We start from the raw sequence: 23,842 nt of genomic DNA, 5'->3' as shown, positions 1-23,842 counted from the left end.
TGATCAGTCATCCTTAGCTTGAGCAGAGGATCCGTGGCCCCATGACTGACCAAGCAATTGGCTGGTTTGGGTGTGGGGGCTGTTTAAGGCTGTATGCGGTCTTTGGACAGGGTCACCGTACCAAAGACAAAGGCAACTGCTAAATCAGAACTTTGCGTTCCTCCTTGGCTTTTGACCAATGCAAAATTTCATAACTTTGGCGTAAACCAGCAATGTAGAACGGGTCCATTTTCAACAGGTCTTCCAATTGTTTCTTTGAATTGGCGTCTGAAATCCAAAGGCCACCTCTAGGGACCTGTCCAAGCTCTTGCCGAAGGGAGCCGCCGACTGGAATTACATCCTTGTTGAGTTCAAGCCATTCAATGTGGGCTTGCAAATGCCGAGCGCGGAGCTCGCCAAGGCCAGGCTTATCTGTAAAGAGCACGGCAAACAACATAGCTCAATCTCCTCGGTCGTTTGGTTCCAGTTGTGCATGGAACTGATATTGAAGCGTCGAAATATCCCACATTCTCTGGTTTAAGGCGTTGACCGCTATCGCAGCAAAGCAGAATGGGCTTCCCAGCGCGCCATCAAAAAAGGGCCCCTGGGGGGCCCTTTCTTTTGAGGCGTGGCGCTCAGGCATCCGGTTGCTGACCCGGAGCAGCCTTTTGAAAGGCCTCCAGTGTCATACAAGCCTTTTCTACCGCCATGATGTGCGGCCATTGCGTCAGATCTACTTTAAAGCGCCGGGCGCTTTCGACCTGTGGGATCAGGTACACATCGGCCACCGTGGGCGTGTCGCCAAAACTGAAGCGGCCACGCTGTGTGTCAGCGGCGATCAGGGCTTCGTAGGCGTCAAAGCCTGCGCTGATCCAGGTGGCGCACCAGGCGTTCACCGCTTCTTCGTTGGCGCCGAACTGCTTGCGCAGGGTTTCCAGAATGCGGCGGTTGTTGATCGGGTGGATGTCGCAGCCGACGATGGCGGCCAGGGCACGCACATGGGCGCGTTGGTTGACATCGGTGGGCAGCAGCGCGGGCGTAGGGTACTTTTCTTCCAGCCATTCGATGATGGCAGGCGACTGGATCAGCACCTGCTCACCCGTGTCGAGCGCGGGCACCAGCTGCTGCGGGTTGACCGCCTTGAACGCGTCTTTCAGGTGTTCCTCCACGCGCAGATCCACCGCCACGTAGTCGGTGGCGATGCCCTTGAGGTTGAGGGCGATGCGCAAACGGTGCGAGGTGCCGCTGCGGAAAAAGTTGTAGAGCTTCATGGTGTGTTCCGTCGTACAAGGGGCAAACTGAAGTGGCTGAGCAGGGCGCTCAGCCAAGTCCAGCTTGATCAGGGTGTGGAAAATATAGTCGAGTTCTGGCGGGGCGATCAGAAAATCCCCGGCTCTGGGGCCAGAGCGCTCATTCGAGTCTGATGTTCTTGCGGACGACCAGCTTGCCGTATGTTTTGCTCTTGATCTCGGCTTGCTTGCGAATTTCGTCCGGTGACCAGTTTAGCGCTTCAAACGCAAATGTGTTGTAGCGCGCTTTGATGTCGGGATCGGCCATCACCTTTTGGACATCGGCATTGATGCGTGCCGTCACGTCAGCAGGCAGGCCTTTGGGGGCGACCAGCACGACGAAGGAGTTCACGTCCAGCCCCTTGGGGCCACCGGCTTCGGCCACGGTGGGAACGTTGGGCATCTGTGGGGCACGCTTGGGCGCAGCAATGGCGAGGTAGCGGATCTTGCCGGACTTGAACACCCCTGCGCTTGACGGGATAGAGGCGAATGCCCACTGGATGTCGCCCGTGGCCACGCCGGTGTAGAGCTGGGAGACTTCGCGGAAAGCCACGTGTGTCATGTCAACGCTGCTCAGCAATTCGATTTCTTCGCCGCCCAGATGGCCCGGGCTGCCAATGCCCCAGGAGCCAAAGCTGACCTTGCCGGGAGATGACTTGGCATCGGCCACCAGATCTTTCAGGCTCTGCCACTTGGATTCTGTGGAGACGGCGATGAAGAAGGGTGTTCTGAACAGGGGGGCCACCGGGTCGAAGGTGTTCAGGGTGACAAAGTTTTTGGACTTGTACAAATAAGGCACGGCGGCCAGGTGTTCGCTGTCGAGTTGCAGCAGGTTGTAGCCGTCGGCGGGCAGGCGTTGCACCGAATCCATGGCGATGAAGCCACCGCCACCGGGTTTGTTGTTCACCAAGACGGGCTGGTTCCAGAGTTTGGACAGTTTGTCTGAGACTTGGCGCAGCACCGCGTCCGGGCCACTGCCCGCAGCAAAGGCGGTGGTGATGGTGACGGCCTTGGTGGGGTAAGTGGCTTGAGCCTGCACAGGCAGGACGGCGGCAGACGACACGGCGCAGAAGGCGCTGATCAGCAAATGGCGACGGAATTTTTTCATGGTGAGAATGGTTGAAGAAGATGGATGAAAAATGGGGGGGGCAGCGCAGGTGACAACCCACGCTCAAGCCCGAGCGAGGCCCTGCACAGCTGTGCGCGACAGGGGTACCAGCAAGGTCAGACCGACGCCCAGCAAAGCCAAGCCGGCCAGAACGTAGAAGATCAGGTCAAGCGATAGACCCGCGCTGATTAGAAAGCTGCCCAGCAAAGGACCACCGATGCCGCCGATGCGCCCAAAGCCTGCGCACCAGGCCACGCCTGCTGCACGCACATTGGTGCGGTAGTAATTGGCGACAAAGCCGTAAATCAGGGTTTGCGTGCCGCTGGTGCCCAGACCGACCACGGCCACCACCGCCAGCAAGGCGGCCAACTCGAAGTTGAAGGTCAGCACCACCAGCGCGGCGGCACCCGTGGCAAAGCTGGCCGCCACCACCGGCTTGGGACCAAAGTGGTCGGCCGCGCGTGAGGCCGCCAGCGCGCCAAAGAGCGAGCCGCCATTGAGCACCGCCAAAAAGGACAGCGAGCCTTTGGCGTTGTAGCCCGCACGCAGCATCAGCTCGGGCAGCCAGGTGTTGAGCGAGTACACCAGCAGCAAGCCGGTGGCGCTCATGCAACCCAAGACCAGGGTGGGGAACAGGTAGTCGCGGCTGAACAGACCCGCGAAGCCGCTCTTGCTTGTACTGTGCGCAGTGGTGTCCTGTTTGCTGGCCACAGGGATGTCCACGCCGGTGCGCTCGGACAGCGCACGCGCTTCCTCCAGGCGTCCACGGGCGGCCAGCCAGGCGACCGATTCGGGCATCTTGAAATACGCCAGCGGCAGCAGGGTGACCATCGGAACGGCACCGATCCAGAACATGCCTCGCCAGCCGATGTGTTCCAGCAGCACGATGGCCAGCACCGCCGACAGCAAGCTACCCAGCGGAATGCCACCGTTGCAAATGGCGATGTAGAGGTTCTTGCGGTCCTTGGGTGCGTATTCGGACACCAGCGCTGCCGTGGTGGCCACCAAGGAGCCGATGCCGATGCCCGTGACAAAGCGCATCCAACCAAAGGTCTGGGTGCTGGTGGACAGTGCTGTGAGGCCCATGCCGACCGAGAACCAGGCGTAAGACGCCAGCATGACTTTGCGCCGACCGATGATGTCCCCCACCGAGCCGGCCAAAAAGGCCCCCACCGCCACACCAAACAGCGCATAGCTGCCCAGCACACCTGCGATGCCAGGCGTCACGGTACCAATCTGGCTGGCATCGCGCAAAAAGGTGGAGACCACGGCGCCATAAACGACCAGGTCGTAGCCGTCAAAAATCAGGCCCACGGTGGCCAGAACCAGCACCCAGCGCACGGTGCTCAAACGTCGGGCTTCTTGCCCGGAATTGGTCGTCGGTGTCATTGCTTGTGTGTGAAAAAAGCGCGTTTCGGCATTCGGACGCGAAAAAACCCCTTCGGCCATCCCAGAGATGGCCGAAAAGGCATCAACAAGAGAGCGGTGAGAGCCTGGGTGGTGCTTACTCGGCAGCGCCGATGGTCAAGGCAATTTCGGCCACACCTTCGACGCGGCCGGTGATCTTGTCGCCGCTCACCACCGCGCCCACGCCCTCGGGCGTGCCGGTGTAGATCAGGTCGCCAGGTTGCAGGTGGTAGTAGGTGGACAGGTCGGCGATGATTTCGCGGATGTTCCAGATCAGCTTGTCCACATCGGAAGACTGTTTGGTGGCACCGTTGACTTCGAGCGCAATGGCGCCTTTTTCGATCACTACACCTGGCATGGGCACGATTTCGGTGCAGACCGACCCTTGCTCGATGTCCTTGCCCGTGTCCCAAGGACGGCCTTTGTCGCGCGCCACCAGCTGCAGGTCGCGGCGCGTCATGTCCAGGCCGGCGGCGTAGCCATAAACCAGTTCATGCGCGTTGGCTTCGCTCACGCGAAAGCCTTCCTTGCCAATCGCCAGCACCAGCTCCATCTCGAAATGGTAGTTGTTGGTGCGCGGCGGGTAGGCCACCACAGCAACATGGTCCACGCCGCTCTCCACCAGGGTCTGGGGCGACTTGGTGAAGTAGAAGGCCTGCTCGACGCTCTTGTCGACGGGGCGGCCCATCTCGACGGCATGTGCGTGGTAGTTGCGGCCGACGCAGAAGATGCGGTTGATTGGGAAGCGCTCGGTTTTGCCACGGATGGGCAAAGACTGGACGGCGGGAGGGGTGAAGAGGTAAGAGGTCATGAAAGCTTTCAAGTTGTGGTCACTGCGAGCGCAGCGTGGCAGTCCATGTCTGGATCGCCACGGTCTTCGATCTCGCGATGACGTGATGGGTTGATTTATCCGCGGTTCTCGTAAACACCGAGCTTGCGGTGCAGCGGCGATTCGTCGGCGATGAAGATGAAGGCGGCTTGGTTCGCGTTCAGGTTTTTCAGCGTCACGGCTTCGTAGCCCGGGGCGCAGCAGGTGTCGGCTTCGGCCAGCGTGAAGGTGCTGTTCACGATCTGCGCTTGCACGGCGCCTTCGATCACGTGGAACACCTGTGCCGGTGAGCGGGCAGGCAAGCGCAGCGTCTGGCCGGGGCGCAGCATCAGGGCGTAAAAGCCCAGGATGTTTTCGGCATCTCCACCGGTTTCGGGGTTCACATACGTGACCTGGACTTGCTCCAGCGCGGCGTCGTCCGAAGCCATGGCTTCCAGTGCGGCCTTCGCGTCTTTCCAGGCGTAACGCAGCATGGGGTAATCCTTCTTGCTGCGCTCAAACACATGGCTGGGCACCACGCCGCCACGGGCGTATTGCTTGTCGCCTTGGCCGGGCACCACAGTCTGGCGGTCGCCGTTGATGTGGTAGCTGGCCTCCATGTAATAGACCAGCGGCAGGTCCAGCACATCCAGCCAGATGACGGGGTCGGTGCCGTCGTGGCCGTGTTCGTGCCACAGGCCTGTGGGTGTGAGAATCAAGTCGCCTCGGCTCATCGGACTCTTCTCGCCGTCCACCGTGGTGTAAGCGCCTTCGCCTTCGACGATCATGCGCACCGCGTTGGGCGTGTGGCGGTGGCTGGGGGCCCACTCGCCGGGCATGAGCAGCTGCATGCCCAAATACATGGCGGCAGAAGCCTGCATTTTTTCCAGGCCGTGGCCGGGGTTGGCCAGCACCAGCACGCGGCGCTCGGCTTTTTCAATCGGGGTCAGCTCGCCCGCTTTGAGCAAGAGCGGCTTGATGTCCTTGTAGGGCCAGCAGGTGGGCTGGGTCTGGCGGGTGGGCACCTTGGGGGGCAGCACGCCGCGCAAGCTGGGCCACAGGGGCACCAGGTTCAGGTTTTTCAGATCGTCGCGGTAGTCCTGCGGCAGGTCTTCGAGTTTTCCGAGTTCTTGCATTTCCTTGTCCTTTTCAATGGGGAGTCACTGCGAGCGCAGCGCGGCAGTCCATGGCTCGCCACCTCGCTTCGGTCCTCGCGATGACGTTGCTTGTCAGTCCTGGGTCAGGCAGTTGTTGACGTTCCAGCCATACAACCATTCGATCGCATCATAGAAGCGCTCTTGGGTGCGGCCTTTCCACAACGAGTTGCGGATCAGGCGCTCCACGCCAGCGGCGTGGTACAGGCGGCCCATTTCGCGGCCCGACAGCACGATGCGGGCGGTGCGTGCCACGCGTGAACGCTCGTACAAAGCCAGGGCCTTCGTCCAATCGTTGTCGTTCACGCGCAGGGCTTCGCCCAGCGTGACGGCGTCTTCCATGGCCATGCACGCGCCTTGCGCCATGTATTGCGTGGTGGGGTGAGCGGCGTCGCCCAAGATGGTGGCACGGCCAAACACCCAGTTGCCGATCGGCTCGCGGTCGGCAGTGGCCCAGCGCTTCCAGGTCTTGGGCAACTCGATCAGCTGGCGGGCCTTGGGGCTGATGCCCTGGAAGTAGCTCTCGACTTCTTCTTTGGAGCCATCGGTCACGCCCCAGGTTTCTTGCTGGCGGCTGTGGAAGGTCACGACCACGTTGTACTGCTCGCCGCCACGCAGCGGGTAATGCACCAGGTGGCACTTGGGGCCTGCCCACAGGCTGGCGGCGTTCCACTGCAGGTCGACCGGGAAGTCCTTCTTGTCGACCACGGCGCGGTACACCACATGGCCGGTCACGCGCGGTGGGTCGTTCACATACTGCTGGCGCACCACCGACTTGCCGCCGTCGGCGCCGATCAGGGCCTGACCTGTCCAGCGCTTGCCGTTTTGGTCGATGGCGGTGACGGTCTGCTTAGCCTCGTCCTGCTCGATCGAGACGATGCGGGTGTTGGTGTGGAACTGGACCTTGCCGGTTTCCTGCGCGCCTTCGAGCAGCGACAGGTGCACGTCCACGCGGTGGATCACGGCATAGGGGTTGCCAAAGCGCTTTCGGAAGGCTTCACCGGTTTCGATCTTGCCGACTTGGTACTCGTCGAGGGCGTCGTGCATCACCATGTAGTCGGTGTACACAGCGCGGCCCCGGGCCTTGTCGCCCACGCCCAATGCGTCAAAGGCGTGGAAGGCGTTGGGGCCGAGCTGGATGCCCGCGCCGATCTCGCCGATCTCGGGGGCTTGTTCCAGCACGGTGACCTCAAAGCCCTGGCGGACCAGGGCGAGGGCGGCGGCCAGGCCGCCAATGCCACCGCCTGCGACGATGACGGGAAGTTGAGAGGGCGCAGTGCTCATGGAGACTCCAACAAGTTGACAGGGAAGAAAGTGACGAGATTATATGCATGCATATTAATTTCGCAAAGCTGTGTTAGTGGGTCATTTAATCAGGGTAAACCCTTGGTTTAACGTGTGTGATCGGATGTCTTTGAAGAGCCGGGCACCCGCAAAAAGTCAGCCCTTCGAATTCTTGTTGGGCTCAAGAGGCAAACCGACTAGAATTTCCCGACCGCCCGGTTGGTTAATTCGCTTGAGCCGGGCTTTGTTCTTTTCTGAAAGCTTCTTCCCATGTCCCAAGTCCTGCAAAGTTTCATCGGTGGTCAGTGGATCGGCCAGCAAGGCGCGCAGCAGCTGCGAAGCGCCATCAATGGCCAGACCGTGTACCAAAGCCATGCCGAGGCCATCGACTTTGGCGACGCGGTGCACTACGCCCGCACCGTGGGCCTGCCCAATTTGCTGAAACTGGATTTTCAGGAACGCGCCCAGCGCCTGAAGGCCCTGGCCAAATACTTGGGTGAGCACAAAGAGCAGCTCTACGCCATTTCGGCCCATACCGGCGCCACGCGTGCGGACAGCTGGGTGGACATTGAAGGCGGCGCGGGCACTTTGTTTGCCTATTCCAGCATCGGCAGTAATGAGTTGCCCAGCGGCAACCTGATCCACGAAGGCCCGGCTTTTCCGCTGGGCAAAAAAGGCGGCTTTGCCGGCACGCACATCCTGGTGCCGCGTGGCGGCATCGCGGTGCACATCAACGCCTTCAACTTTCCCATCTGGGGCCTGCTCGAAAAATTCGCGCCCAGCTTCCTTGCCGGCATGCCCTGCATTGGCAAACCTGCTTCGTCGACCAGCTACCTGACCGAAGCCATGGTGCGCCTGGTGGAGCAATCGGGCATCTTGCCTGCCGGCGCTTTGCAGCTCGTGATCGGCTCCACCGGTGACCTGCTCGACCGCCTGAACGGCCAGGACGTTGTCACGTTTACCGGCTCGGCCGACACCGCTGCCATGCTGCGCGTGCACCCCAATGTGGTCAAGCACAGCATCCCCTTCAACGCCGAAGCCGACTCGCTCAACTGCGCCATCCTCGCGCCCGATGTGACGCCCGACGACGAAGAGTTCGACCTGTTCGTCAAGGAAGTCGCCCGCGAGATGACCGTCAAGGCCGGTCAGAAATGCACCGCGATTCGCCGCGCCATCGTGCCGCGCCAGCACCTCGATGCTGTCGCCGAAAAACTCAAGGCGCGTCTGGCCAAGGTGGTGGTGGGCGATCCGTCGGTCGAAGGCGTGAAGATGGGGGCCTTGGCCTCCCATTCGCAGCAGGCCGACGTGGCCGAGCGTGTGGCCCTGTTGCGCCAAAGCGCTGAACTGGTTTTTGGCGGCGGCGCCGATTTCAAGCCAGTGGGGCCGGGCGTGGAAGGCGGTGCCTTCTTCCAGCCCACGCTGCTGCTGTGCCAGAAACCCTTGCAAACCGACAGCGTGCACGACGTCGAAGCCTTTGGCCCGGTCAGCACGCTCATGCCCTACGACGGCATCGACGAAGCGCTGCAACTGGCCGCACGCGGTCAGGGCAGCTTGGTCGGTACGCTCGTCACCAAAGACCCGCAAATCGCAGCCTGCATGATCCCGGTGGCCGCTGCCTTGCATGGCCGCCTGCACATCCTGGACCGCGAATCGGCGGTCGAATCGACCGGCCACGGCTCGCCTCTGCCGCCCCTCAAGCACGGCGGCCCCGGCCGGGCAGGCGGCGGTGAAGAGCTCGGCGGCATCCGCGCCGTCAAGCACCTGATGCAGCGCACCGCGTTGCAGGGCTCGCCCACCATGATCGCCGCCGTCACGGGCGAGTACATGCGCGGCGCCAAACTCATCGAGACCGAGGTTCACCCCTTCCGTCGTTACTTTGAAGACCTGCAGATCGGCGAGAGCCTGCTCACCCACCGCCGCACCGTGGGTGAGGCCGACATCGTCGCCTTTGGCGGGCTGTCGGGCGACTATTTCTACATGCACTTCGATGAGATCGCCGCCAAGGACTCGCCCTTTGGCAAGCGCATCGCGCACGGCTACTTCGTGCTGTCGGCCGCAGCGGGCCTGTTTGTCTCGCCCGCGCCCGGCCCGGTGCTGGCCAACTACGGTTTGGACACGCTGCGCTTTGTCAAGCCCGTGGGCATTGGCGACACCATCCAGGCGCGCCTGACGGCCAAGCGCAAGATCGACCGCCAGAAAAAGGACGCCAATGGCGTGGGCCAGGGCGTGGTGGCCTGGGATGTGGAAGTGACCAACCAGCATGGCGAGCTGGTGGCCAGCTACGACATCCTGACGCTGGTGGCCAAGAAGGGCTGATGCACATCCGGGGATAATCCCCGGCATGAGATCCCCCATTGCTGTTGTCGACGTTGACCGTTGCGAAACCTGGACCCGTTACAAAAACGGTTTGTGCGACACCTGCGCGGCGAACTGCTGCACCATGCCGGTCGAGGTCAAGCTGGCCGATCTGGTGCGGTTGGAGTTGGTGGACCCTTTTGAAGCCGAGCACGAAGACCCCAAGCAGATCGCCAAACGGCTCTCTAAAGCCGGGCTGATCGAGCATTTCAACTTCAAGAACAGCATCTTCAGCCTGGCGCGCCGCGCCAGTGGCGATTGCCAGTTTCTGGATGCCAAGACTCGCCGTTGCACGGTGTACGACAAACGGCCCAACACCTGCCGCCTGCACCCGCAGGTGGGGCCGCGCCCCAACCACTGTCCTTACGGCCATAAGGCCCAATCGCGTTGAGACTGCAGGCCGCTGGCAGGCGGGCTCATTGCGGAATCAGCTGGCCGGAGGGTGTGAGCTTGACGAACAGCACCTGCGACTTGTCCAGCGCGTCATGTCGACCAGGCGTGAAAGCTTTGGCGTAATGCCTCACTGCACCGTTGAAGGGCGGCAGTTTCTCCAGTGCATCCCTGATTTTTGAGGGTTCGGTGGTTTGGGCCACTTGGATGGCATTGGCCAGCAGGTGCACCGTGTCGTAAGCGTGTGCTGCCCCCACTGGGCTGGGGATGTCGAGTGTGCTTTTGAGGGCGGTTTTCTTCAAAATCCAATCGGCCAGATAAACCGCGCGAGGCCGCTTGTTGTGGATGAAGCTGAAGGTCTGAATGAAATCCACGTTGACCTTGGGCAACTCATTTTGGGCCAATTCGTGCAGGGTGCCACCCACCGCACCCCAATGCGACACCACAGGCAGACGCTGGTTGCGCTGCTGTTCGGCCATTTCCTTGATCAGAATGGCCCCTTCCTTTTCATTGCCCACGAAGAGCAGACCTTGGGTGCGGGCATCCAGACAGCCTTGGTATTGACTTTTCAGCGAGGCATCGCCCCAGTTGTACCAACGCACCACCGGAAAACGGATCATGCTCTGCGCCGATTTGTCCTGAATGACGCGCTCTGCGGACCGTCCCCAGGCGGTGTTGGGCAAGATGGCACAGGCTTGCTGGACTTTGTACTTGGTGGACAGCCGTTTCATCATCGCTTCCACCCCCCAATCGTCCTTGAGCGAGACCCGAAACGAGTAAGACGGTTGGTGTGCATGTTCTGTGATCGGGTCAGCGGAGCCCCAGACACTGATCAAGGGTACGCCCAGGCGATGCGCTTCGGGCAGCATCTCCACACTGATCGGGCTGTATTTGCCGCTGAGGACCGCCACCAAATCGGGCTTGCTCGCCAACTGGATGAAGTTGTCCTTGCCCCTGGCTGCAATGCCTTTGTTGTCGGTGGCGATGAGTTTCAGCGGGCGGCCTTGCAACACGCCACCTGCCGCATTGATTTCTTCCATCGCGGCCTGGATGCCCCATTCGATGGCCATGGCCGAGGTGTTGGTTTTTTGCCCGAACGCATCGTCAAAACCTATCCATACGGGTGGCTTGAGCGTCAGGGCAGCGGCGGGCGGGGTGGCTTGCACAGCGCCTGCACTGACCACCATGGCGGCCGCGGCGGCGATCTGAGCGAACAACCTCTGAAAGTGGCAAAGCATGCTGGGCTCTCTGGGTGCGGGGCAGTTGTCTGTCAATGCTTCAGTGCCGGGTTCATCACCCGATAACACTCGCAGGCGCGGGCTTCCAGTTGAGGCCGATCCAGGATTCTGAGTTGTCCACGGCTGACTTCCAGCAAACCCTCTTGGCTCAACTTGCCAGCGGTCAAAGTGACCGATTCGCGGCGTATGCCCAGGGTGTCCGCTATTTCTTGATGGGTCACCTGCAACACTCTGCCTTGCGTTTTGTCCAACGTATTCATCAGCCAGCGGATGACCTGCTGTTCGTTGCTGTGTTTGCTGCTGCAGACCGTGGGCATGGCGATCTGCAGGATCATTTGGCGAGTCACTGCCATCCAGATTTTTAAAAACGCATGGTCCTGGCTCAGCTCTGACTGAAACACGGTGAGGGGCAATTTGTAGGCCAATCCTGAAAACTTCACACGCGCTCTGCTGAAGTTCTGATTGCCACCCATCACACCGCTGCCCACCATGCCCTCTTTGCCGATCAGCACGATTTCTGCCGAGGTGCCATCCGAGATGTCGATTTCCATGGCAATGATGGCGGTCACCGGAAAGTAGACGAATTGAATGACCTCATGGGGCCTGAAGATCATTTGGCCTGATTCCAGGCCCACCAATTGAAAACTGTCGAGCAATCTTTCGTATTTATCAATTTTTAATTGAGAAATCATGAGATTACTGGCCGGACTCAACATTTGTTGTCCTTATTGACGTTTATGCAAGCAAGTATAGGCAATTTTTATATTTTTTATGTTCGGTACCGTACATATGCAAATTCAGTTGTTATGAGCAGTTTCTTTTTATTTTAGTTTCATCGCTTTTTTAATTGTTTTTATATCGATAAATCTGCATCAAGTGCCAAAAAAAAGCCTCCCGACTTGGCAGTCGGGAGGCTTGGAGGTGGGAGGAGCGCAATGGCTTACATCGTGTCGATGAAGCTGCGCAGCTTGTCACTGCGGCTGGGGTGCTTGAGCTTGCGCAGCGCCTTGGCTTCGATCTGACGGATGCGCTCGCGCGTCACGTCGAACTGCTTGCCTACTTCTTCCAGCGTGTGGTCGGTGGACATCTCGATGCCAAAACGCATGCGCAGCACCTTGGCTTCACGGGGTGTGAGGCTGTCCAGAATGTCCTTGACCACATCGCGCAGACCCGCTTGCAGGGCCGCGTCGATGGGCGCGGTGTGCGTGCTGTCTTCAATGAAGTCGCCCAGGTGGCTGTCGTCGTCGTCACCGATCGGCGTTTCCATGGAGATCGGCTCCTTGGCGATCTTCATGATCTTGCGGATCTTGTCTTCCGGAATCTCCATCTTTTCGGCCAGGATGGAGGCGTCGGGCTCAAAGCCAAATTCCTGCAAGTGCTGACGCGAGATGCGGTTCATCTTGTTGATGGTCTCGATCATGTGCACTGGGATGCGGATCGTGCGGGCCTGGTCCGCGATCGAGCGGGTGATGGCCTGGCGGATCCACCAAGTCGCGTAGGTCGAGAACTTGTAGCCCCGGCGGTATTCGAACTTGTCCACCGCCTTCATCAGACCGATGTTGCCTTCCTGGATCAAATCGAGGAACTGCAGACCACGGTTGGTGTACTTCTTGGCGATCGAGATCACCAAGCGCAAGTTGGCCTCGATCATCTCTTTCTTGGCATCGCGGCTTGCACGCTCGCCCGCGTTCATGCGCTTGTTGATGTCCTTGAGTTCATCGAGCGGCACCACCACTTGCGACTGCAAGTCCATCAGCTTTTGCTGCAAGTCCTGCACGGGCGGGATGTTGCGACCCATGACGGCGCTCCAGCTCTTGCCTGCGGCGGCCTGCTTTTCGATCCACTTCAGGTTGAGCAGCTGCGATTCCACGCGCTTGCCGTTTTTGTCACGGCCGCTGAACTCGGCAATGAACTGTTCTTGCGGGTAGCCGCACTTGTCCACGATGATGCGGCGCAGCTCGCGTTCTTTCTTGCGCACGTCATCCACTTGGGCGCGCACCATGTCGCACAATTTTTCGATGGTCTTGGCGGTGAAGCGGATGGTCATCAGCTCCTCCGACAGGGCGGCCTGGACCTTGTTGTACGCAGGGGTGCCCCAGCCTTCCTTGTCGTAAACCTTGTGCACTTTTTCGAAGTACTCGGTGATGCGGTCAAAGCGTTCCAGGGCCTGGTTTTTCAGCTCTTCGAGCTTCTTGGTCAGGGCCTTGGAGCCGCCTTTGCCGTCGTCGTCATCGGCTTCGTCGAATTCGTCGAAGTCTTCTTCGGCCACGTAGTCGTCGGCTTCGTTCAGGTTGGCGAAACCGTCCACCACGGTGGAGATGACGACCTTGCCTTCACGGATTTCATTGGCCATGCGCAGGATTTCGGCGATGGTGGCGGGCGACGCGCTGATCGCGGCCATCATGTCCATCAGGCCGCCTTCGATGCGCTTGGCGATCTCGATTTCACCTTCGCGGGTCAGCAGCTCCACGGTGCCCATTTCGCGCATGTACATACGCACAGGGTCGGTGGTGCGGCCAAATTCGCTGTCCACCGTAGACAGGGCGGCTTCGGCGGCTTCTTCGGCTTCTTCTTCGGTCGAGCCGGTCGGAGCGTTGTCCGTGATGATCAGGCTTTCGGCATCGGGCGTTTGCTCGTACACCGCCACACCCAGGTCGTTCAAGGTGGCAATCACCACTTCCAGGGTTTCGGCATCGACCAGCTTGTCGGGCAGGTGGTCGCTGATTTCACCGTTGGTGAGGTAGCCGCGTGTCTTGCCCAGCTTGATCAGGGCTTTGAGGCGGTCGCGGCGCTGCTTCATCTCGGCTTCGGTCAGCACGGTTTCGTCCAGACCGAATTCCTTCATCAAGGCACGCTCTTTGGCCTTGCTGATCTTCATGCGCAGGGGCTTGACCTTTTCAGCGGTCTCGGAGCCAGCTTCAACAACCGGTTCGCCTTCGAGGTCGGCTTCGATGTCCAGATCGTCGTCCAAGCTGGGCTCAGCAATGCTGCCCTTTTTCTTGGGGCCGCGTTTGGCGCCGGTCACCGCTTTTTTGGCGGCGGGCTTTTTGTCTTCGGCCGGGGCGGCGGCTTTGGCTGCTTTGGCGGGTTTTTTCACTTCCACTTCGGCGGCGGCGTCTTTGGCCTTGGCGGTGGATTTTTTCTCGGTCACTTCAGATTTCTTGGCGGGCACGGAGGCGGCTTTCTTGGCAGGCTTGGCAGAAGTTTCCGGGGTTGCCGTTGCTTTGACCTGGCTGGGGGCTGCTTTGGCTGCGGGTTTTGCTGCCGGTTTGGCAGCAGCTTTAGCAGGCACTTTGGCTTGGCTCGCCACGGGGGCGGGCTTCTTGGCCGGTGCTTTGGCAGTCACTGGGCTTGTTGCTTTGGGCTTGGCGGCGGGCGCGGGGGCTTTTTTGGCAACAGCGGTCTTGGCAACGGGTTTGGCTTTGGCAGCGGCCTGGGCAGGCTTCTTCGACTTTTGAGCAGGCATGAACACCTCGGAACATCAAAACAGACAAGGAAACGGACACAGTCAGCGCCAAATACATCCCGGCGCGGGCGTGGGTTAAGACACAGATCAACGCTTTATATGGGCGTCCAATCTGCAATGGCAAGATGTGGGGCGAACATTTGGTATGCAGTCCTTGCGGAACGGTGACCGGCCCGCATGGGGGCGTCGCGCTGATGGCGGTGGTCTAGCCGGAGGTGCTGCTGTCGCTCTTGCCGAGAAAGTGGATTATACCCACCGGCAAACAGGCGCCCTGGCTCAGGGCTTGCCGGGGGCCTCTCAGCGGGCAGGGCGTATTGCGGTTTTGGGTCGGAAGGCTTTGCAGACCTCGCCCTTGGTTTCGATGTAAGGCCCGCCGATCAAATCCACGCAATAGGGCACGGCCGCAAAAATGCCGTGCACCACAGCATGGCCGTCCGCGTCTTTCAGGCCTTCAAGCGTCTCGGCGATCGATTTGGGCTGGCCCGGCAGGTTGATGATCAGGCTCTGACCCCGGATCACCGCCACTTGGCGCGACAGGATGGCCGTTGGCACAAACTTCAAGCTGATCTGGCGCATCTGCTCGCCAAAACCGGGCATTTCCTTGTCAGCGACAGCCAGCGTGGCCTCGGGCGTCACGTCGCGCAGGGCGGGGCCGGTGCCACCCGTGGTCAGCACCAGGCTGCAGCCGGCGTCGACCAGCTCGATCAGGGTGGCGCTGATGTGGTCTTTTTCATCGGGGATCAGGCGCGACTCGAAAGTGATCGGGTTGTGCAGCGCTTTCGTCAACCAGTCCTGCAGCGCGGGCAGGCCCTTGTCTTCGTACACGCCCGTGCTGGCACGGTCGCTGATGGACACGATGCCAATCTTGACCGGGTCAAAAGGGATCGTGGCGTTGGATTCACTCATCTTCGGTCTCGTCGGGGGTGTTGTCGCTTTCGCCGTTTGTCAGCACGCTGCGCACCAGTTTGAACAACTCGCGGTAAGCGCGACCTTGGCGCGGGGCCAGGCCTTGCGAGACGGCGGCGTTGGTCACGGGCACTGCGTCTTTGCGAGCCTGGCGCACCAAGGCGCGAAGCTGCTGGATGTCGGTTTGCGGGTAGTGCGCGATCCATTCGCCCACCGCGGCATCGTTAGCGATCAGGCGGTCGCGCCAGGCTTCGGCCAGGTGCAGGGCCTGGGTGTCTTTGGCGCTGCCCAGGCGCTGGATGTCGAGCGCCTCGCGCACGGCTTGCAGGGTTTCGGGGCTGAGCAGGCGCATTTGCTTGCCGATGAACTGCATCTGACGACGCTTGCCTTCGAAGTTGGTGATGCGCTTGGCTTCGGCCAGACCGTCCACCAGTTTGTCGGGCAGGGCCAGGCCCTCCATCAGGTCGCGACGAAGGGTCAGCAAGGCTGTGCCGAGTTCTTGCAGCTCGGTGCTTTCGCGCTTGAGTTCGGTGCGGCTGGGGCCTTCCAAGCCACCTTTGAGCTCTCGCTTGTACTCCAGGTCGAGTTCGCTGCCCTCGGCAACAAACTGACCACGGACGAAATAGCCTTTTTTGGGTTTACGGGACATGACTGGGGGAACTCGTTTTCTGAGGCAGCGCTGAGGCTGGGTGGCAAGTATCATAGCGGCCACTGCGGGCCCGGCGCCCGCCATTTTTTTCGAGACCCCCTACGTGGAAATTTCTGTGAAAAGTTCCGTGAAACAAAACGCCCCTGCCACTGCATCCCCTGCCCAGGCCCATGACGGTTTCAGCTACTCGCGTGATCATTTTGAAGAGTTGGTCGACATCGCCCTGAAGCACGCCAAAAAGCTGGGCGCCACCAACGCGGGGGCCGAGGCGTCTGAAGGCTGCGGTCTGTCGGTCAGCGTGCGCAAGGGCGAGCTGGAAAACGTGGAGCGCAACCGCGACAAATCGCTGGGCGTGACGGTGTATGTGGACCACCGCAGGGGCAACGCCAGCACGTCGGACTTTTCCAAAGCCGCGATCGAGCGCACGGTGCAGGCGGCTTACGACATCGCCCGCTTCACCGCCGAAGACCCGACAGCCGGTTTGCCTGACGAAGCCGACATCGAAACCAATCACCGCGATTTGGATTTGTTCCACCCTTGGGCGATCCAGAGTGAAGAGGCCGCCAAGCTGGCCTTGCAGTGCGAGGCTGCTGCGCTCAAAACCAGCCGCCGCATCACCAACAGCGACGGCGCGGCCGTGTCGGCCCAGCAAAGCCATTTTTTCAGCGCCCACACGCACGGTTTTCGTGGGGGCTACGCCAGCTCGCGCCACAGCATCTCGGTCGCCCCGATCGCCAAGCTGCCCGGCCGTAACGCCGAAATGCAGCGCGACGCCTGGTACACCTCGATGCGCTGCGCGGATGAAATGGCCTCGCCCGAAGCGGTGGGCCGCTACGCCGCCGAACGCGCCTTGTCGCGCCTGGGTGCCCGCAAGATCGCCACGACCGAATGCCCAGTGCTGTTCGAGTCGCCCGTAGCCGCTGGCTTGCTGGGCGGTTTTGTGCAGGCTGTGAGCGGTGGAGCGCTTTACCGCAAGAGCAGCTTCTTGCTCGATTCCTTGGGCAAAAAAGTGTTCCCCAAGCACATCGACATCGAAGAAGACCCGTTTGTCTTGCGCGGCAAAGGCAGCTCACCGTTTGACGACGAGGGCGTGCGCTCTGTGCGCCGCCAGGTGGTCAAGGGCGGCCGTGTCGAGGGCTATTTTTTGAGCAGTTACTCGGCGCGCAAGCTGGGCATGAAGACCACCGGCAACGCCGGGGGCTCGCACAACCTGACGCTGACTTCGCGCCTGACGCAGGCCACTGACGACCTGGACGCCATGCTGCAGAAGCTGGGCACGGGCCTGTTTGTGATCGAGCTGATGGGCCAAGGCGTGAACTACGTCACGGGCGACTATTCACGCGGGGCCAGCGGCTTTTGGGTCGAGAACGGCCAGATCGCTTACCCGGTGCACGAGATCACCATCGCGGGCAACCTCAAAGACATGCTCATGGGCATCGAGGCCGTGGGCGCTGACACCTACAACATGGGCGCCAAAACCACCGGCTCCATTTTGGTCAACCGCATGAAACTGGCGGGCAGCTGAGGCCTGCTGCGCGGTGCAGGCAGAGCTGCAGACTCAGCCCGCCAGCGCAGCCTTCACCGCTGCCGACACCTGGCCCATGTCGGCCTTGCCAGCCAACTGGGCTTTGACCGCGCCCATGACCTTGCCCATGTCGCCTGGCCCTTTGGCTCCCAGCTCGGCCACGATGGCCTGCACGGCAGCTGTGACTTCTTCGGCCGACATGCGCTCGGGCAGGTAAGCCAGCAGCACGGCCATTTCGGCTTTTTCCTTGTCGGCCAGGTCTTTGCGGGCGGCTTGTTCAAAAGCGGCGATCGAGTCTTTGCGCTGCTTGATCAGCTTGTCCACGATGGCCACCACGGCCACATCGTCGAGTTCGATGCGCTCGTCTACTTCCTTTTGCTTCATGGCCGACAGCAGCAATCGGATGGTGCCCAAACGCTCGGTGTCTTTGGCGCGCATGGCGGTTTTCATGTCTTCGGTGATTTTTTCTTTCAGGCTCATGAGGGGCTCCTGCGGTGTGACGAATGTGGGGAGATAAAAACAACAAAGCCCGCCTGAGCGTCCTCCAGCGGGCTTGTTTGCAGACCTTTTCAGGCCATACAAATGAAGATCAATACATCTTCTTGGGCAACTGCATGCTGCGAACGCGCTTGTAGTGACGCTTGACGGCAGCTGCTTTTTTACGCTTGCGCTCGGTGGTGGGCTTTTCATAGAACTCGCGGGCACGCAAGTCTGTCAGCAGGCCGAGTTTTTCGATGGTGCGCTTGAAGCGACGCAGGGCAACGTCAAACGGCTCGTTTTCTTTCACGCGGATGGTGGTCATTGAATCAATTTTCCAAAAATGTGCCGGCTGCAGCAACAAGGGAGATCGGGCCCTTGAAGCCCAGTTTCGGCGGTTCCCCGTCACGAACTAGTATTTGGCAGACGGGGGTTTGCCAGCAAAGCCTGAGATTATAGCGCCTGAGAAACGGGGCTGGCCGGTATGTGTGCGCTCAAAGACACACATCTTTGCGCAAAATCGACAAGGCCTTGACCGCTCGCCACGGCCAGAGCGCTTGCAAAAGGGCGGGTCCCTAAAATGCAATACCAATGAATCCATTCAAAGACATCTGTGCCGTTTGTGTGCACCCAATCCAAGCCCTGGTGGCCTTGGCCTTCGGTCTGATGAGTGGCTGGAGCCAGGCGCAAACGCCCGTCAGCCCACCTGTTGCCGCACCATCCGTGGTGGTGGTGCTGGCCGGTGGTGGTGCCAAAGGCTTTGCCCACCTGGCGGTGTTGCGCCAGCTGGAGCGAGACCGCATTCCGATCGCCCGCATTGTGGGCACCAGCATGGGGGCGGTCATTGGGGGCTTGTATGCCAGTGGCATGTCCACAGACGAGATCGAGCGCACGGTCGGTGGTCTGGACCCGTCCAAAGTGGCTCTGGACCAACTCAACCGGCTGGAGTTGCCCACCCGCACCCGCGCTTACCAGCAAAAATATCCGGTCGAGCTGGAATTCGGCATCAAGGACGGGGGCGCGAGCTTTGCCCGGGGTGTAAGCGATGGCCAGCGTTTCCTGGCTTTGCTGCAGGCCTTGACGGCGCACGTCCCGCCGCTTGTCCATTTCAACCATCTGAAGATCCCGTTTCGCGCCGTGGCGACCCGATACCGGGATGGCGAGTTGAAGGTGTTTGACCAAGGAGCCCTGCACCTGGCGATCCGGGCCAGCATGGCGGCACCGGCGGTGTTTGCCCCGGTGGAGGTCGAGGGGGAGACTTATGTCGACGGCGGCTTGGTGGCCAATTTGCCCATTGAGGTGGCTTTGCGCGAAGGCGCCGATGTGATCGTGGCCTCTTTTGTGGGAGGCGGGATGGACGAGGACAAGGGCTCGCAGGCCAGCCATGCGCTGGTGGTGGCCAATCGGATGCTGGACATCCTGATTCGTCAAAACGAAAAACGCAATCTGGCTTTGCTGCGCCCCCAGGACGTTTTGGTGCAGCCGTCGGTGCAGGACATTGGTTTTGCCGACTTCAACCGTGCGCCCGACATCGTTGCCAGGGGTCAGCAGGCCTTGGCGCCCGTGGCTGCCCAGCTGGCTGCCTTGCGTGTGGCCTTCGCCGCGCAAGCCCATGCCCCATCGACCACGCGCCTGTCGTTTGATCAGCGTGAGAAACGCATCGTGGCCATTGAGGCGCAAGGCCACAAGGATGTGTCCGAGCACTACATCCAAACCATGCTGTCGCCCATGCTGGGCCAAGAGTTCTCGCCCCAGCAGGCGGAGCGCTACATGGACGCGCTCTACACCAGCGGTTATTTTGATCTGGTCAGTTACAGCCTGGCGCAGCAGCAAGATGAGCGCTACAAGCTGATCGTCAGCGTGCGCGAAAAGCCCTACAGCCCGCATTTCTTCAAGACCACGCTGGGGTTTTCCACCGAAGTGGATGGCATCACCCAGGTGGCGGCTGGTGTGGGTTATCGCCGGCCTTGGTTGACGCCTTCGGGCCTGGAGTTTTCACTCGATGCCCGCTTGGGCACCCAGTCCGAGCTGGCGGCCCGTTTTTACCAACCGCTGTCCCAGGGCTGGAGCCTGGAGGCCGGGGCTTCTTGGGACCGCAACTATTTGCCTTTGTACCGAACCGCGGTTTTCAGAAACGAAGAGGGCAACCAGAAACTGGCTTATTACAAGCAGACGGTCCAGAGCCTGGATGCCCAGTTGGTTTACGACTTCGAGCGCCAGGCCAACATCAAGATGGGCATCACCTCCAGCGCGATCCGCAGAAGTTTTGACACCACCACCGAGTTGTCCGAAATCCAGGGCACCGACACCGAGCTGGTCAAGTACAGGGGGGTCAAGGCGCAGTTTCAGATCGATCAGCTGGACTCTCTGAGTTTTCCGACGCGGGGTTATTTTTTCGGTGTAGGCCTGGAGCAGGGCGTTTCCGGGGCCATCTACAGCGGCGGGCGTTTGTCGGGCAAATGGGCGCACTCGGTGGGGCCGCACATCTTCAATTTGGGGCTGAATCTGGCGCAAGACCGCGTCACGCTCGACTGCGGCAACTGCCGCTCACCCAGCCAATTGATTCTGGGCGGTTTTCAGAACATGGGTGCTTACCGCATGGGGCAACTGGTGGGCGACCAGTTGGCGCATGTGCAAAGCACCTACATGTACCGCCTGACCCAGGGCGGTTTGTTCAACCAGAAAACCTATGTGGGCACGGTGCTGGAAGCCGGTGACGCCTGGTACAAGGGCGATGCGATGCGTTGGCGCTACAGCGGCACGCTCTTTGTGGCCGTGGACAGCAAGATCGGTGACATCTACCTGGGCGCGGCCAGAGGCTCCGGCGATTCCTACAACCTGTTTTTGCAATTGGGCCGGCGCTTCAGTTTTTGAGTGGGATGGGCAAGGCTTGCGCACAGGCATGTGCGCTGGCCCAGGCCCACTGGAAGTTGTAACCACCCAGCCACCCGGTCACGTCGATCACCTCACCAATGAAGTACAGCCCGGGCTGTTTGGACTCCATGGTTTGCGAGGACACATCGCGTGTGTCCACCCCGCCCAGCGTGACCTCGGCTTTTTTGTAGCCCTCGCTGCCGTTGGGGGTCAGTTGCCAGTTGGACAGGGCCTCGGCCAGCTTGTTCAGGGCCTTGTCGGGCACTTCGGCGGCGGTGCGTTGCAGGGCCGGGTCCTGGCTGACCCAGGCCTCGGCCAGGCGGCTGGGCACCAGGGTGGCCAACTCGTTGCCCAGCAGTTTTTTGGAGCGCAGCTTAGCCTCTTGCAGGCGCTCGGGCAGGTTCACCTCGGGGGCCAGGTTCAGGCGAATCGGCGTGCCGTCCTGCCAATAGCTGGAGATTTGCAAGACTCCGGGCCCGGACAAACCCCGGTGCGTGAACAGCAGGTCTTCGTCAAAGTGCATGCGGCTTTTTTTCTCGCCCGTCTCGATGCCCACGGGGAGTGCCAGCCCGGCCAGCTGGGCATAAGGCGCCCAGGCCTCGCCGTCAAAGGTCAAGGGCACCAGACCGGGGCGGCGCTCGACCAGGCGCAGGCCAAACTGGCTGGCGATGCGGTAGCCCCAGTCACTCGCCCCGATTTTGGGGATCGACAAACCGCCTGTGGCCACGACCAGTGAGGTGGTGTGCACAGTGCCTTGGCTGGTTTCCAGGGTGTAGTGGGTGTTCTGTTCGCTGGGTGCTTGCACCGACTTCACACTGCAGCCCGTGCGGATCTCCACGCCGCCCAACGTACATTCGGCCAGCAGCATGCGGATGATGTCTTCGGCCGAGTGGTCGCAAAACAGCTGGCCCTTGTGCTTTTCATGGAAAGCGATGCCGTGCTTTTGCACCAGGTCGATGAAGTCTTGGGGCGTGTAGCGCGACAGGGCCGAGCGGCAAAAATGCGGGTTCTGGCTGATGAAGTGCTTTTGCGGCGCCGATGCGTCGAGCAAGCGGTTGGTGAAATTGCAACGTCCACCGCCTGAAATGCGGATTTTTTCGGCGATCTTGTCGCTGTGGTCGATGACCAGCACCTTCAGCCCGCGCTGGCCCGCTTCGCCCGCGCAAAACAAACCGGCAGCTCCGGCACCCACGATCACCACATCCCATGTATTCATGGGGCAGGAGTGTAAGCGGCAGATGCCCGGCCGAATCAGGCCGCGTGTTGTGCTGCAGCCTGTGGCGTGGCTTGTTGCCAAGCCCGCGCACCCTGAACCACATCGCCCACCACGATGATGCTGGGGCTTTGAAGGTGCTCGCGTTGCACCGTGTGCACCAGTTCGCCCAAGGTGCACAGGGCCTCGCGTTGCTCGGGCAAGCTGGCGTGCTGGACGATGGCCACGGGTGTCTGCGCTGGCAAGCCCTGCAGCAAGCCCTGGCTGATGTGCCCAAGGCTGCTCACGCCCATGTAGATCACCAGTGTCAATTTGGCCTGGTGTGCGGTGGTGGCCAGTTGGGCCCAGTCGGTGCCGCTGTCGCCGGGTTTGGCGTGGCCCGTCACAAACACCACGCCGTGTGCGTATTCGCGGTGGGTGAGCGGTGCGCCCAGGCTGCTCATGCCCGCCAGACCCGAGGTGATGCCGTTGACCACTTCCACGTCAATGCCCGCTTCGCGTAAACGTTCGACTTCCTCGCCACCGCGGCCAAAGATGAACGGATCGCCACCTTTGAGGCGCACCACATGTTCGCCTTCTTGCACGGCGGTGATCATCAGCTTATCAATGAAGGCCTGTGAGGTGCTCTTGCAGCCGCCGCGTTTGCCCACGTGCACGATGCGGGCGGTGGGGGAGGCGTGGGCCAGCACCGCGTCGTTGACCAGATCGTCCACCAGCAGCACGGTGGCGCTGGCAATCGCTTTGACGGCTTTGAGGGTGAGCAGCTCCGGATCGCCTGGGCCGGCACCGACCAGGGTGCATCGGCCTTGAAGGGGGGTGTTCATGCTTTCACCTCGCGCAGGATGTGTTGGACTTGCAGCGCAATCGGCTCGGGTACCGGCAGCAGGTTTTGCAAAACGTGTTCGATGTAAACCGCCGTGGCGGCCGCGTCGGTGCCCGGCAGTTCGGGCATTTTGGCGAGTGAGCCTTCCTGCTGTTGCTGTACGCGCAGGGTTTGGCCGTCTTTGAAAACATCCATCGCCGGGGTGCGCCGGGCGTCGGCCACGGGTTCGCCTTCGGTGCCGCGCAGCAGCAAGGCGTGTTGTCCGGTCAGCTCGAAGGTAGCGGACATGGACAGCAGGTATTCGGGGTGGGTGTAGCTGCTCACCACCAAAGCGGCGCCATCACAGGGGGTCATCAGCTTGACCAGGCTGTGGCCCGGGTTGCGCAGACCGACCACCCGCCGCACCGCCAACAGCCGGTCCAGTCCGGCATGCAGCACGCCTGTGGGGATGAACTGCACCTGACCTGCCGCAGCCGGTGCAACGTGCGTGAGAGCCTCAATGCCCAGATGCGACAACACCGCTTGGCTGCTCACCCGCTTGTCTTCGGTGGCGGTGCCATGCACCACCACTGCCACGCCCGCGCGTGCCAGCAACAGGGCCAGCATGGGTGTCAGCACCGGCAGCTTGCGTGCGCCGTTGTAGCTGGGCAGCACCACCGTGGGCACTTGGCCTGTACGGACCTTGTTCAGTCGCGCATGCGCGGCGTCCAGAAAACCTGCCATCTCCTCGGGTGTCTCGCCTTTGATGCGCATGGCGATGCAAAACGCACCCAGTTCCAGGTCGCTCACCTGCTGGTCGAGCACCTGGCCCATCAGGTCGGCGGCTTGCGCGCGGCCAAGTGCTCGGGCGCCGTCCTTACCGCGTCCGATGTCCTTGATGTAATGACCGATGCCCAT

The 23,842-nt window shown here is 61.0% G+C and carries 21 protein-coding genes; 4 read left to right on the top strand and 17 right to left on the bottom strand.

Going from position 1 to position 23,842, the window contains the following annotated elements; all coding sequences use genetic code 11:
- Nucleotides 1-139: 139 nt before the first annotated feature.
- The 7 genes from ACHEXL_RS08450 to ACHEXL_RS08420 all read right to left on the bottom strand — a co-directional run bounded on the left by ACHEXL_RS08450 (nucleotide 140) and on the right by ACHEXL_RS08420 (nucleotide 7,029).
- A complete protein-coding gene (locus tag ACHEXL_RS08450; protein ID WP_416558893.1) occupies nucleotides 140-436 on the bottom strand; it encodes a YciI family protein in 297 nt (98 codons plus the stop codon).
- 178 nt (nucleotides 437-614) lie between these two features.
- Nucleotides 615-1,250 (bottom strand): maleylacetoacetate isomerase, encoded by a 636-nt coding sequence (maiA, locus tag ACHEXL_RS08445; protein WP_416558892.1) that lies wholly within the window; start codon nucleotides 1,248-1,250, stop codon nucleotides 615-617.
- A 139-nt stretch (nucleotides 1,251-1,389) separates the two neighbouring features.
- Nucleotides 1,390-2,376: a Bug family tripartite tricarboxylate transporter substrate binding protein gene (locus ACHEXL_RS08440; RefSeq protein WP_416558891.1), complete on the bottom strand. Its 987-nt coding sequence runs from the start codon at nucleotides 2,374-2,376 to the stop codon at nucleotides 1,390-1,392.
- Nucleotides 2,377-2,439: 63 nt separating this feature from the next.
- A complete protein-coding gene (locus ACHEXL_RS08435; protein ID WP_416558890.1) occupies nucleotides 2,440-3,765 on the bottom strand; it encodes an MFS transporter in 1,326 nt (441 codons plus the stop codon).
- Between the two features lie 115 nt (nucleotides 3,766-3,880).
- A complete protein-coding gene (locus ACHEXL_RS08430) occupies nucleotides 3,881-4,594 on the bottom strand; it encodes a fumarylacetoacetate hydrolase family protein (RefSeq protein WP_416558889.1) in 714 nt (237 codons plus the stop codon).
- Between the two features lie 95 nt (nucleotides 4,595-4,689).
- The gene (locus ACHEXL_RS08425; protein WP_416558888.1) at nucleotides 4,690-5,727 is read right to left on the bottom strand and encodes a cupin domain-containing protein; all 1,038 of its coding nucleotides are present in this window, start codon (nucleotides 5,725-5,727) and stop codon (nucleotides 4,690-4,692) included.
- Between the two features lie 93 nt (nucleotides 5,728-5,820).
- Nucleotides 5,821-7,029, bottom strand: coding sequence for a 3-hydroxybenzoate 6-monooxygenase (locus ACHEXL_RS08420; RefSeq protein WP_416558887.1), 1,209 nt, complete (start codon nucleotides 7,027-7,029; stop codon nucleotides 5,821-5,823).
- 270 nt (nucleotides 7,030-7,299) lie between these two features.
- On the opposite strand from ACHEXL_RS08420, the gene paaZ reads away from it, so the two are divergent.
- Both paaZ and ACHEXL_RS08410 read left to right on the top strand, forming a co-directional pair.
- Nucleotides 7,300-9,345: a phenylacetic acid degradation bifunctional protein PaaZ gene (paaZ, locus tag ACHEXL_RS08415; RefSeq protein WP_416558886.1), complete on the top strand. Its 2,046-nt coding sequence runs from the start codon at nucleotides 7,300-7,302 to the stop codon at nucleotides 9,343-9,345.
- A gap of 25 nt (nucleotides 9,346-9,370) precedes the next feature.
- Nucleotides 9,371-9,775 carry a YkgJ family cysteine cluster protein gene (locus ACHEXL_RS08410; protein WP_416558885.1) on the top strand — a complete coding sequence of 135 codons (405 nt, stop codon included), beginning with the start codon at nucleotides 9,371-9,373 and terminating at the stop codon, nucleotides 9,773-9,775.
- A 25-nt stretch (nucleotides 9,776-9,800) separates the two neighbouring features.
- On the opposite strand, the gene ACHEXL_RS08405 is transcribed toward ACHEXL_RS08410, so the two are convergent.
- The 5 genes from ACHEXL_RS08405 to yjgA form a co-directional block, all read right to left on the bottom strand.
- Nucleotides 9,801-10,991, bottom strand: a complete 1,191-nt coding sequence (locus ACHEXL_RS08405; protein ID WP_416558884.1) for an ABC transporter substrate-binding protein — start codon at nucleotides 10,989-10,991, stop codon at nucleotides 9,801-9,803.
- A 53-nt stretch (nucleotides 10,992-11,044) separates the two neighbouring features.
- Entirely contained in the window at nucleotides 11,045-11,626 is a 582-nt protein-coding gene (locus tag ACHEXL_RS08400; RefSeq protein ID WP_416558883.1) for a Crp/Fnr family transcriptional regulator, read from the bottom strand.
- Nucleotides 11,627-11,952: 326 nt separating this feature from the next.
- Entirely contained in the window at nucleotides 11,953-14,478 is a 2,526-nt protein-coding gene (gene rpoD, locus ACHEXL_RS08395; RefSeq protein WP_416558882.1) for an RNA polymerase sigma factor RpoD, read from the bottom strand.
- A gap of 297 nt (nucleotides 14,479-14,775) precedes the next feature.
- A complete protein-coding gene (gene mog / locus ACHEXL_RS08390; RefSeq protein ID WP_416558881.1) occupies nucleotides 14,776-15,384 on the bottom strand; it encodes a molybdopterin adenylyltransferase in 609 nt (202 codons plus the stop codon).
- Complete coding sequence (gene yjgA / locus ACHEXL_RS08385) at nucleotides 15,377-16,033, bottom strand: ribosome biogenesis factor YjgA (RefSeq protein WP_416558880.1); 657 nt, start codon at nucleotides 16,031-16,033, stop codon at nucleotides 15,377-15,379. The genes mog and yjgA overlap by 8 nt, the downstream gene beginning before the upstream one ends.
- A gap of 127 nt (nucleotides 16,034-16,160) precedes the next feature.
- Between yjgA and pmbA the strand changes: the two genes are divergently transcribed.
- On the top strand, nucleotides 16,161-17,558 hold the full coding sequence (pmbA, locus tag ACHEXL_RS08380) for a metalloprotease PmbA (RefSeq protein ID WP_416558879.1): 1,398 nt from the start codon (nucleotides 16,161-16,163) through the stop codon (nucleotides 17,556-17,558).
- Nucleotides 17,559-17,591: 33 nt separating this feature from the next.
- On the opposite strand, the gene ACHEXL_RS08375 is transcribed toward pmbA, so the two are convergent.
- Nucleotides 17,592-18,038 (bottom strand): GatB/YqeY domain-containing protein, encoded by a 447-nt coding sequence (locus ACHEXL_RS08375; protein ID WP_416558878.1) that lies wholly within the window; start codon nucleotides 18,036-18,038, stop codon nucleotides 17,592-17,594.
- Nucleotides 18,039-18,147: 109 nt separating this feature from the next.
- A complete protein-coding gene (gene rpsU / locus ACHEXL_RS08370) occupies nucleotides 18,148-18,360 on the bottom strand; it encodes a 30S ribosomal protein S21 (RefSeq protein ID WP_108287360.1) in 213 nt (70 codons plus the stop codon).
- Between the two features lie 266 nt (nucleotides 18,361-18,626).
- On the opposite strand from rpsU, the gene ACHEXL_RS08365 reads away from it, so the two are divergent.
- Entirely contained in the window at nucleotides 18,627-20,909 is a 2,283-nt protein-coding gene (locus tag ACHEXL_RS08365) for a patatin-like phospholipase family protein (RefSeq protein ID WP_416558877.1), read from the top strand.
- On the opposite strand, the gene ACHEXL_RS08360 is transcribed toward ACHEXL_RS08365, so the two are convergent.
- The 3 genes from ACHEXL_RS08360 to ybiB are packed head-to-tail and all read right to left on the bottom strand — an operon-like array spanning nucleotide 20,899 to nucleotide 23,842.
- Nucleotides 20,899-22,125, bottom strand: coding sequence for an NAD(P)/FAD-dependent oxidoreductase (locus ACHEXL_RS08360; protein WP_416558876.1), 1,227 nt, complete (start codon nucleotides 22,123-22,125; stop codon nucleotides 20,899-20,901). The genes ACHEXL_RS08365 and ACHEXL_RS08360 overlap by 11 nt on opposite strands.
- Before the next feature lie 35 nt (nucleotides 22,126-22,160).
- Complete coding sequence (gene cobA, locus ACHEXL_RS08355; RefSeq protein WP_416558875.1) at nucleotides 22,161-22,946, bottom strand: uroporphyrinogen-III C-methyltransferase; 786 nt, start codon at nucleotides 22,944-22,946, stop codon at nucleotides 22,161-22,163.
- Nucleotides 22,943-23,842: a DNA-binding protein YbiB gene (ybiB, locus tag ACHEXL_RS08350; RefSeq protein ID WP_416558874.1), complete on the bottom strand. Its 900-nt coding sequence runs from the start codon at nucleotides 23,840-23,842 to the stop codon at nucleotides 22,943-22,945. Before ybiB ends, cobA begins: the two co-directional genes overlap by 4 nt.

This window comes from Limnohabitans sp. YIMB22184 (genome assembly GCF_048020265.1).
In the GTDB taxonomy this organism is placed as follows: domain Bacteria; phylum Pseudomonadota; class Gammaproteobacteria; order Burkholderiales; family Burkholderiaceae_C; genus Limnohabitans_A.
This window is presented reverse-complemented; position numbering and strand designations above follow the sequence as displayed.

Bases quoted from the DNA above. Each gene is read 5' to 3' on its own strand.
- ACHEXL_RS08450 (WP_416558893.1), bottom strand. From the start codon at position 436: ATGTTGTTTGCCGTGCTCTTTACAGATAAGCCTGGCCTTGGCGAGCTC.
- maiA (WP_416558892.1), bottom strand. From the start codon at position 1,250: ATGAAGCTCTACAACTTTTTCCGCAGCGGCACCTCGCACCGTTTGCGC.
- ACHEXL_RS08440 (WP_416558891.1), bottom strand. From the start codon at position 2,376: ATGAAAAAATTCCGTCGCCATTTGCTGATCAGCGCCTTCTGCGCCGTG.
- ACHEXL_RS08435 (WP_416558890.1), bottom strand. From the start codon at position 3,765: ATGACACCGACGACCAATTCCGGGCAAGAAGCCCGACGTTTGAGCACC.
- ACHEXL_RS08430 (WP_416558889.1), bottom strand. From the start codon at position 4,594: ATGACCTCTTACCTCTTCACCCCTCCCGCCGTCCAGTCTTTGCCCATC.
- ACHEXL_RS08425 (WP_416558888.1), bottom strand. From the start codon at position 5,727: ATGCAAGAACTCGGAAAACTCGAAGACCTGCCGCAGGACTACCGCGAC.
- ACHEXL_RS08420 (WP_416558887.1), bottom strand. From the start codon at position 7,029: ATGAGCACTGCGCCCTCTCAACTTCCCGTCATCGTCGCAGGCGGTGGC.
- paaZ (WP_416558886.1), top strand. From the start codon at position 7,300: ATGTCCCAAGTCCTGCAAAGTTTCATCGGTGGTCAGTGGATCGGCCAG.
- ACHEXL_RS08410 (WP_416558885.1), top strand. From the start codon at position 9,371: ATGAGATCCCCCATTGCTGTTGTCGACGTTGACCGTTGCGAAACCTGG.
- ACHEXL_RS08400 (WP_416558883.1), bottom strand. From the start codon at position 11,626: ATGATCTTCAGGCCCCATGAGGTCATTCAATTCGTCTACTTTCCGGTG.
- rpoD (WP_416558882.1), bottom strand. From the start codon at position 14,478: ATGCCTGCTCAAAAGTCGAAGAAGCCTGCCCAGGCCGCTGCCAAAGCC.
- mog (WP_416558881.1), bottom strand. From the start codon at position 15,384: ATGAGTGAATCCAACGCCACGATCCCTTTTGACCCGGTCAAGATTGGC.
- yjgA (WP_416558880.1), bottom strand. From the start codon at position 16,033: ATGTCCCGTAAACCCAAAAAAGGCTATTTCGTCCGTGGTCAGTTTGTT.
- ACHEXL_RS08375 (WP_416558878.1), bottom strand. From the start codon at position 18,038: ATGAGCCTGAAAGAAAAAATCACCGAAGACATGAAAACCGCCATGCGC.
- rpsU (WP_108287360.1), bottom strand. From the start codon at position 18,360: ATGACCACCATCCGCGTGAAAGAAAACGAGCCGTTTGACGTTGCCCTG.
- ACHEXL_RS08365 (WP_416558877.1), top strand. From the start codon at position 18,627: ATGAATCCATTCAAAGACATCTGTGCCGTTTGTGTGCACCCAATCCAA.
- ACHEXL_RS08360 (WP_416558876.1), bottom strand. From the start codon at position 22,125: ATGAATACATGGGATGTGGTGATCGTGGGTGCCGGAGCTGCCGGTTTG.
- cobA (WP_416558875.1), bottom strand. From the start codon at position 22,946: ATGAACACCCCCCTTCAAGGCCGATGCACCCTGGTCGGTGCCGGCCCA.
- ybiB (WP_416558874.1), bottom strand. From the start codon at position 23,842: ATGGGCATCGGTCATTACATCAAGGACATCGGACGCGGTAAGGACGGC.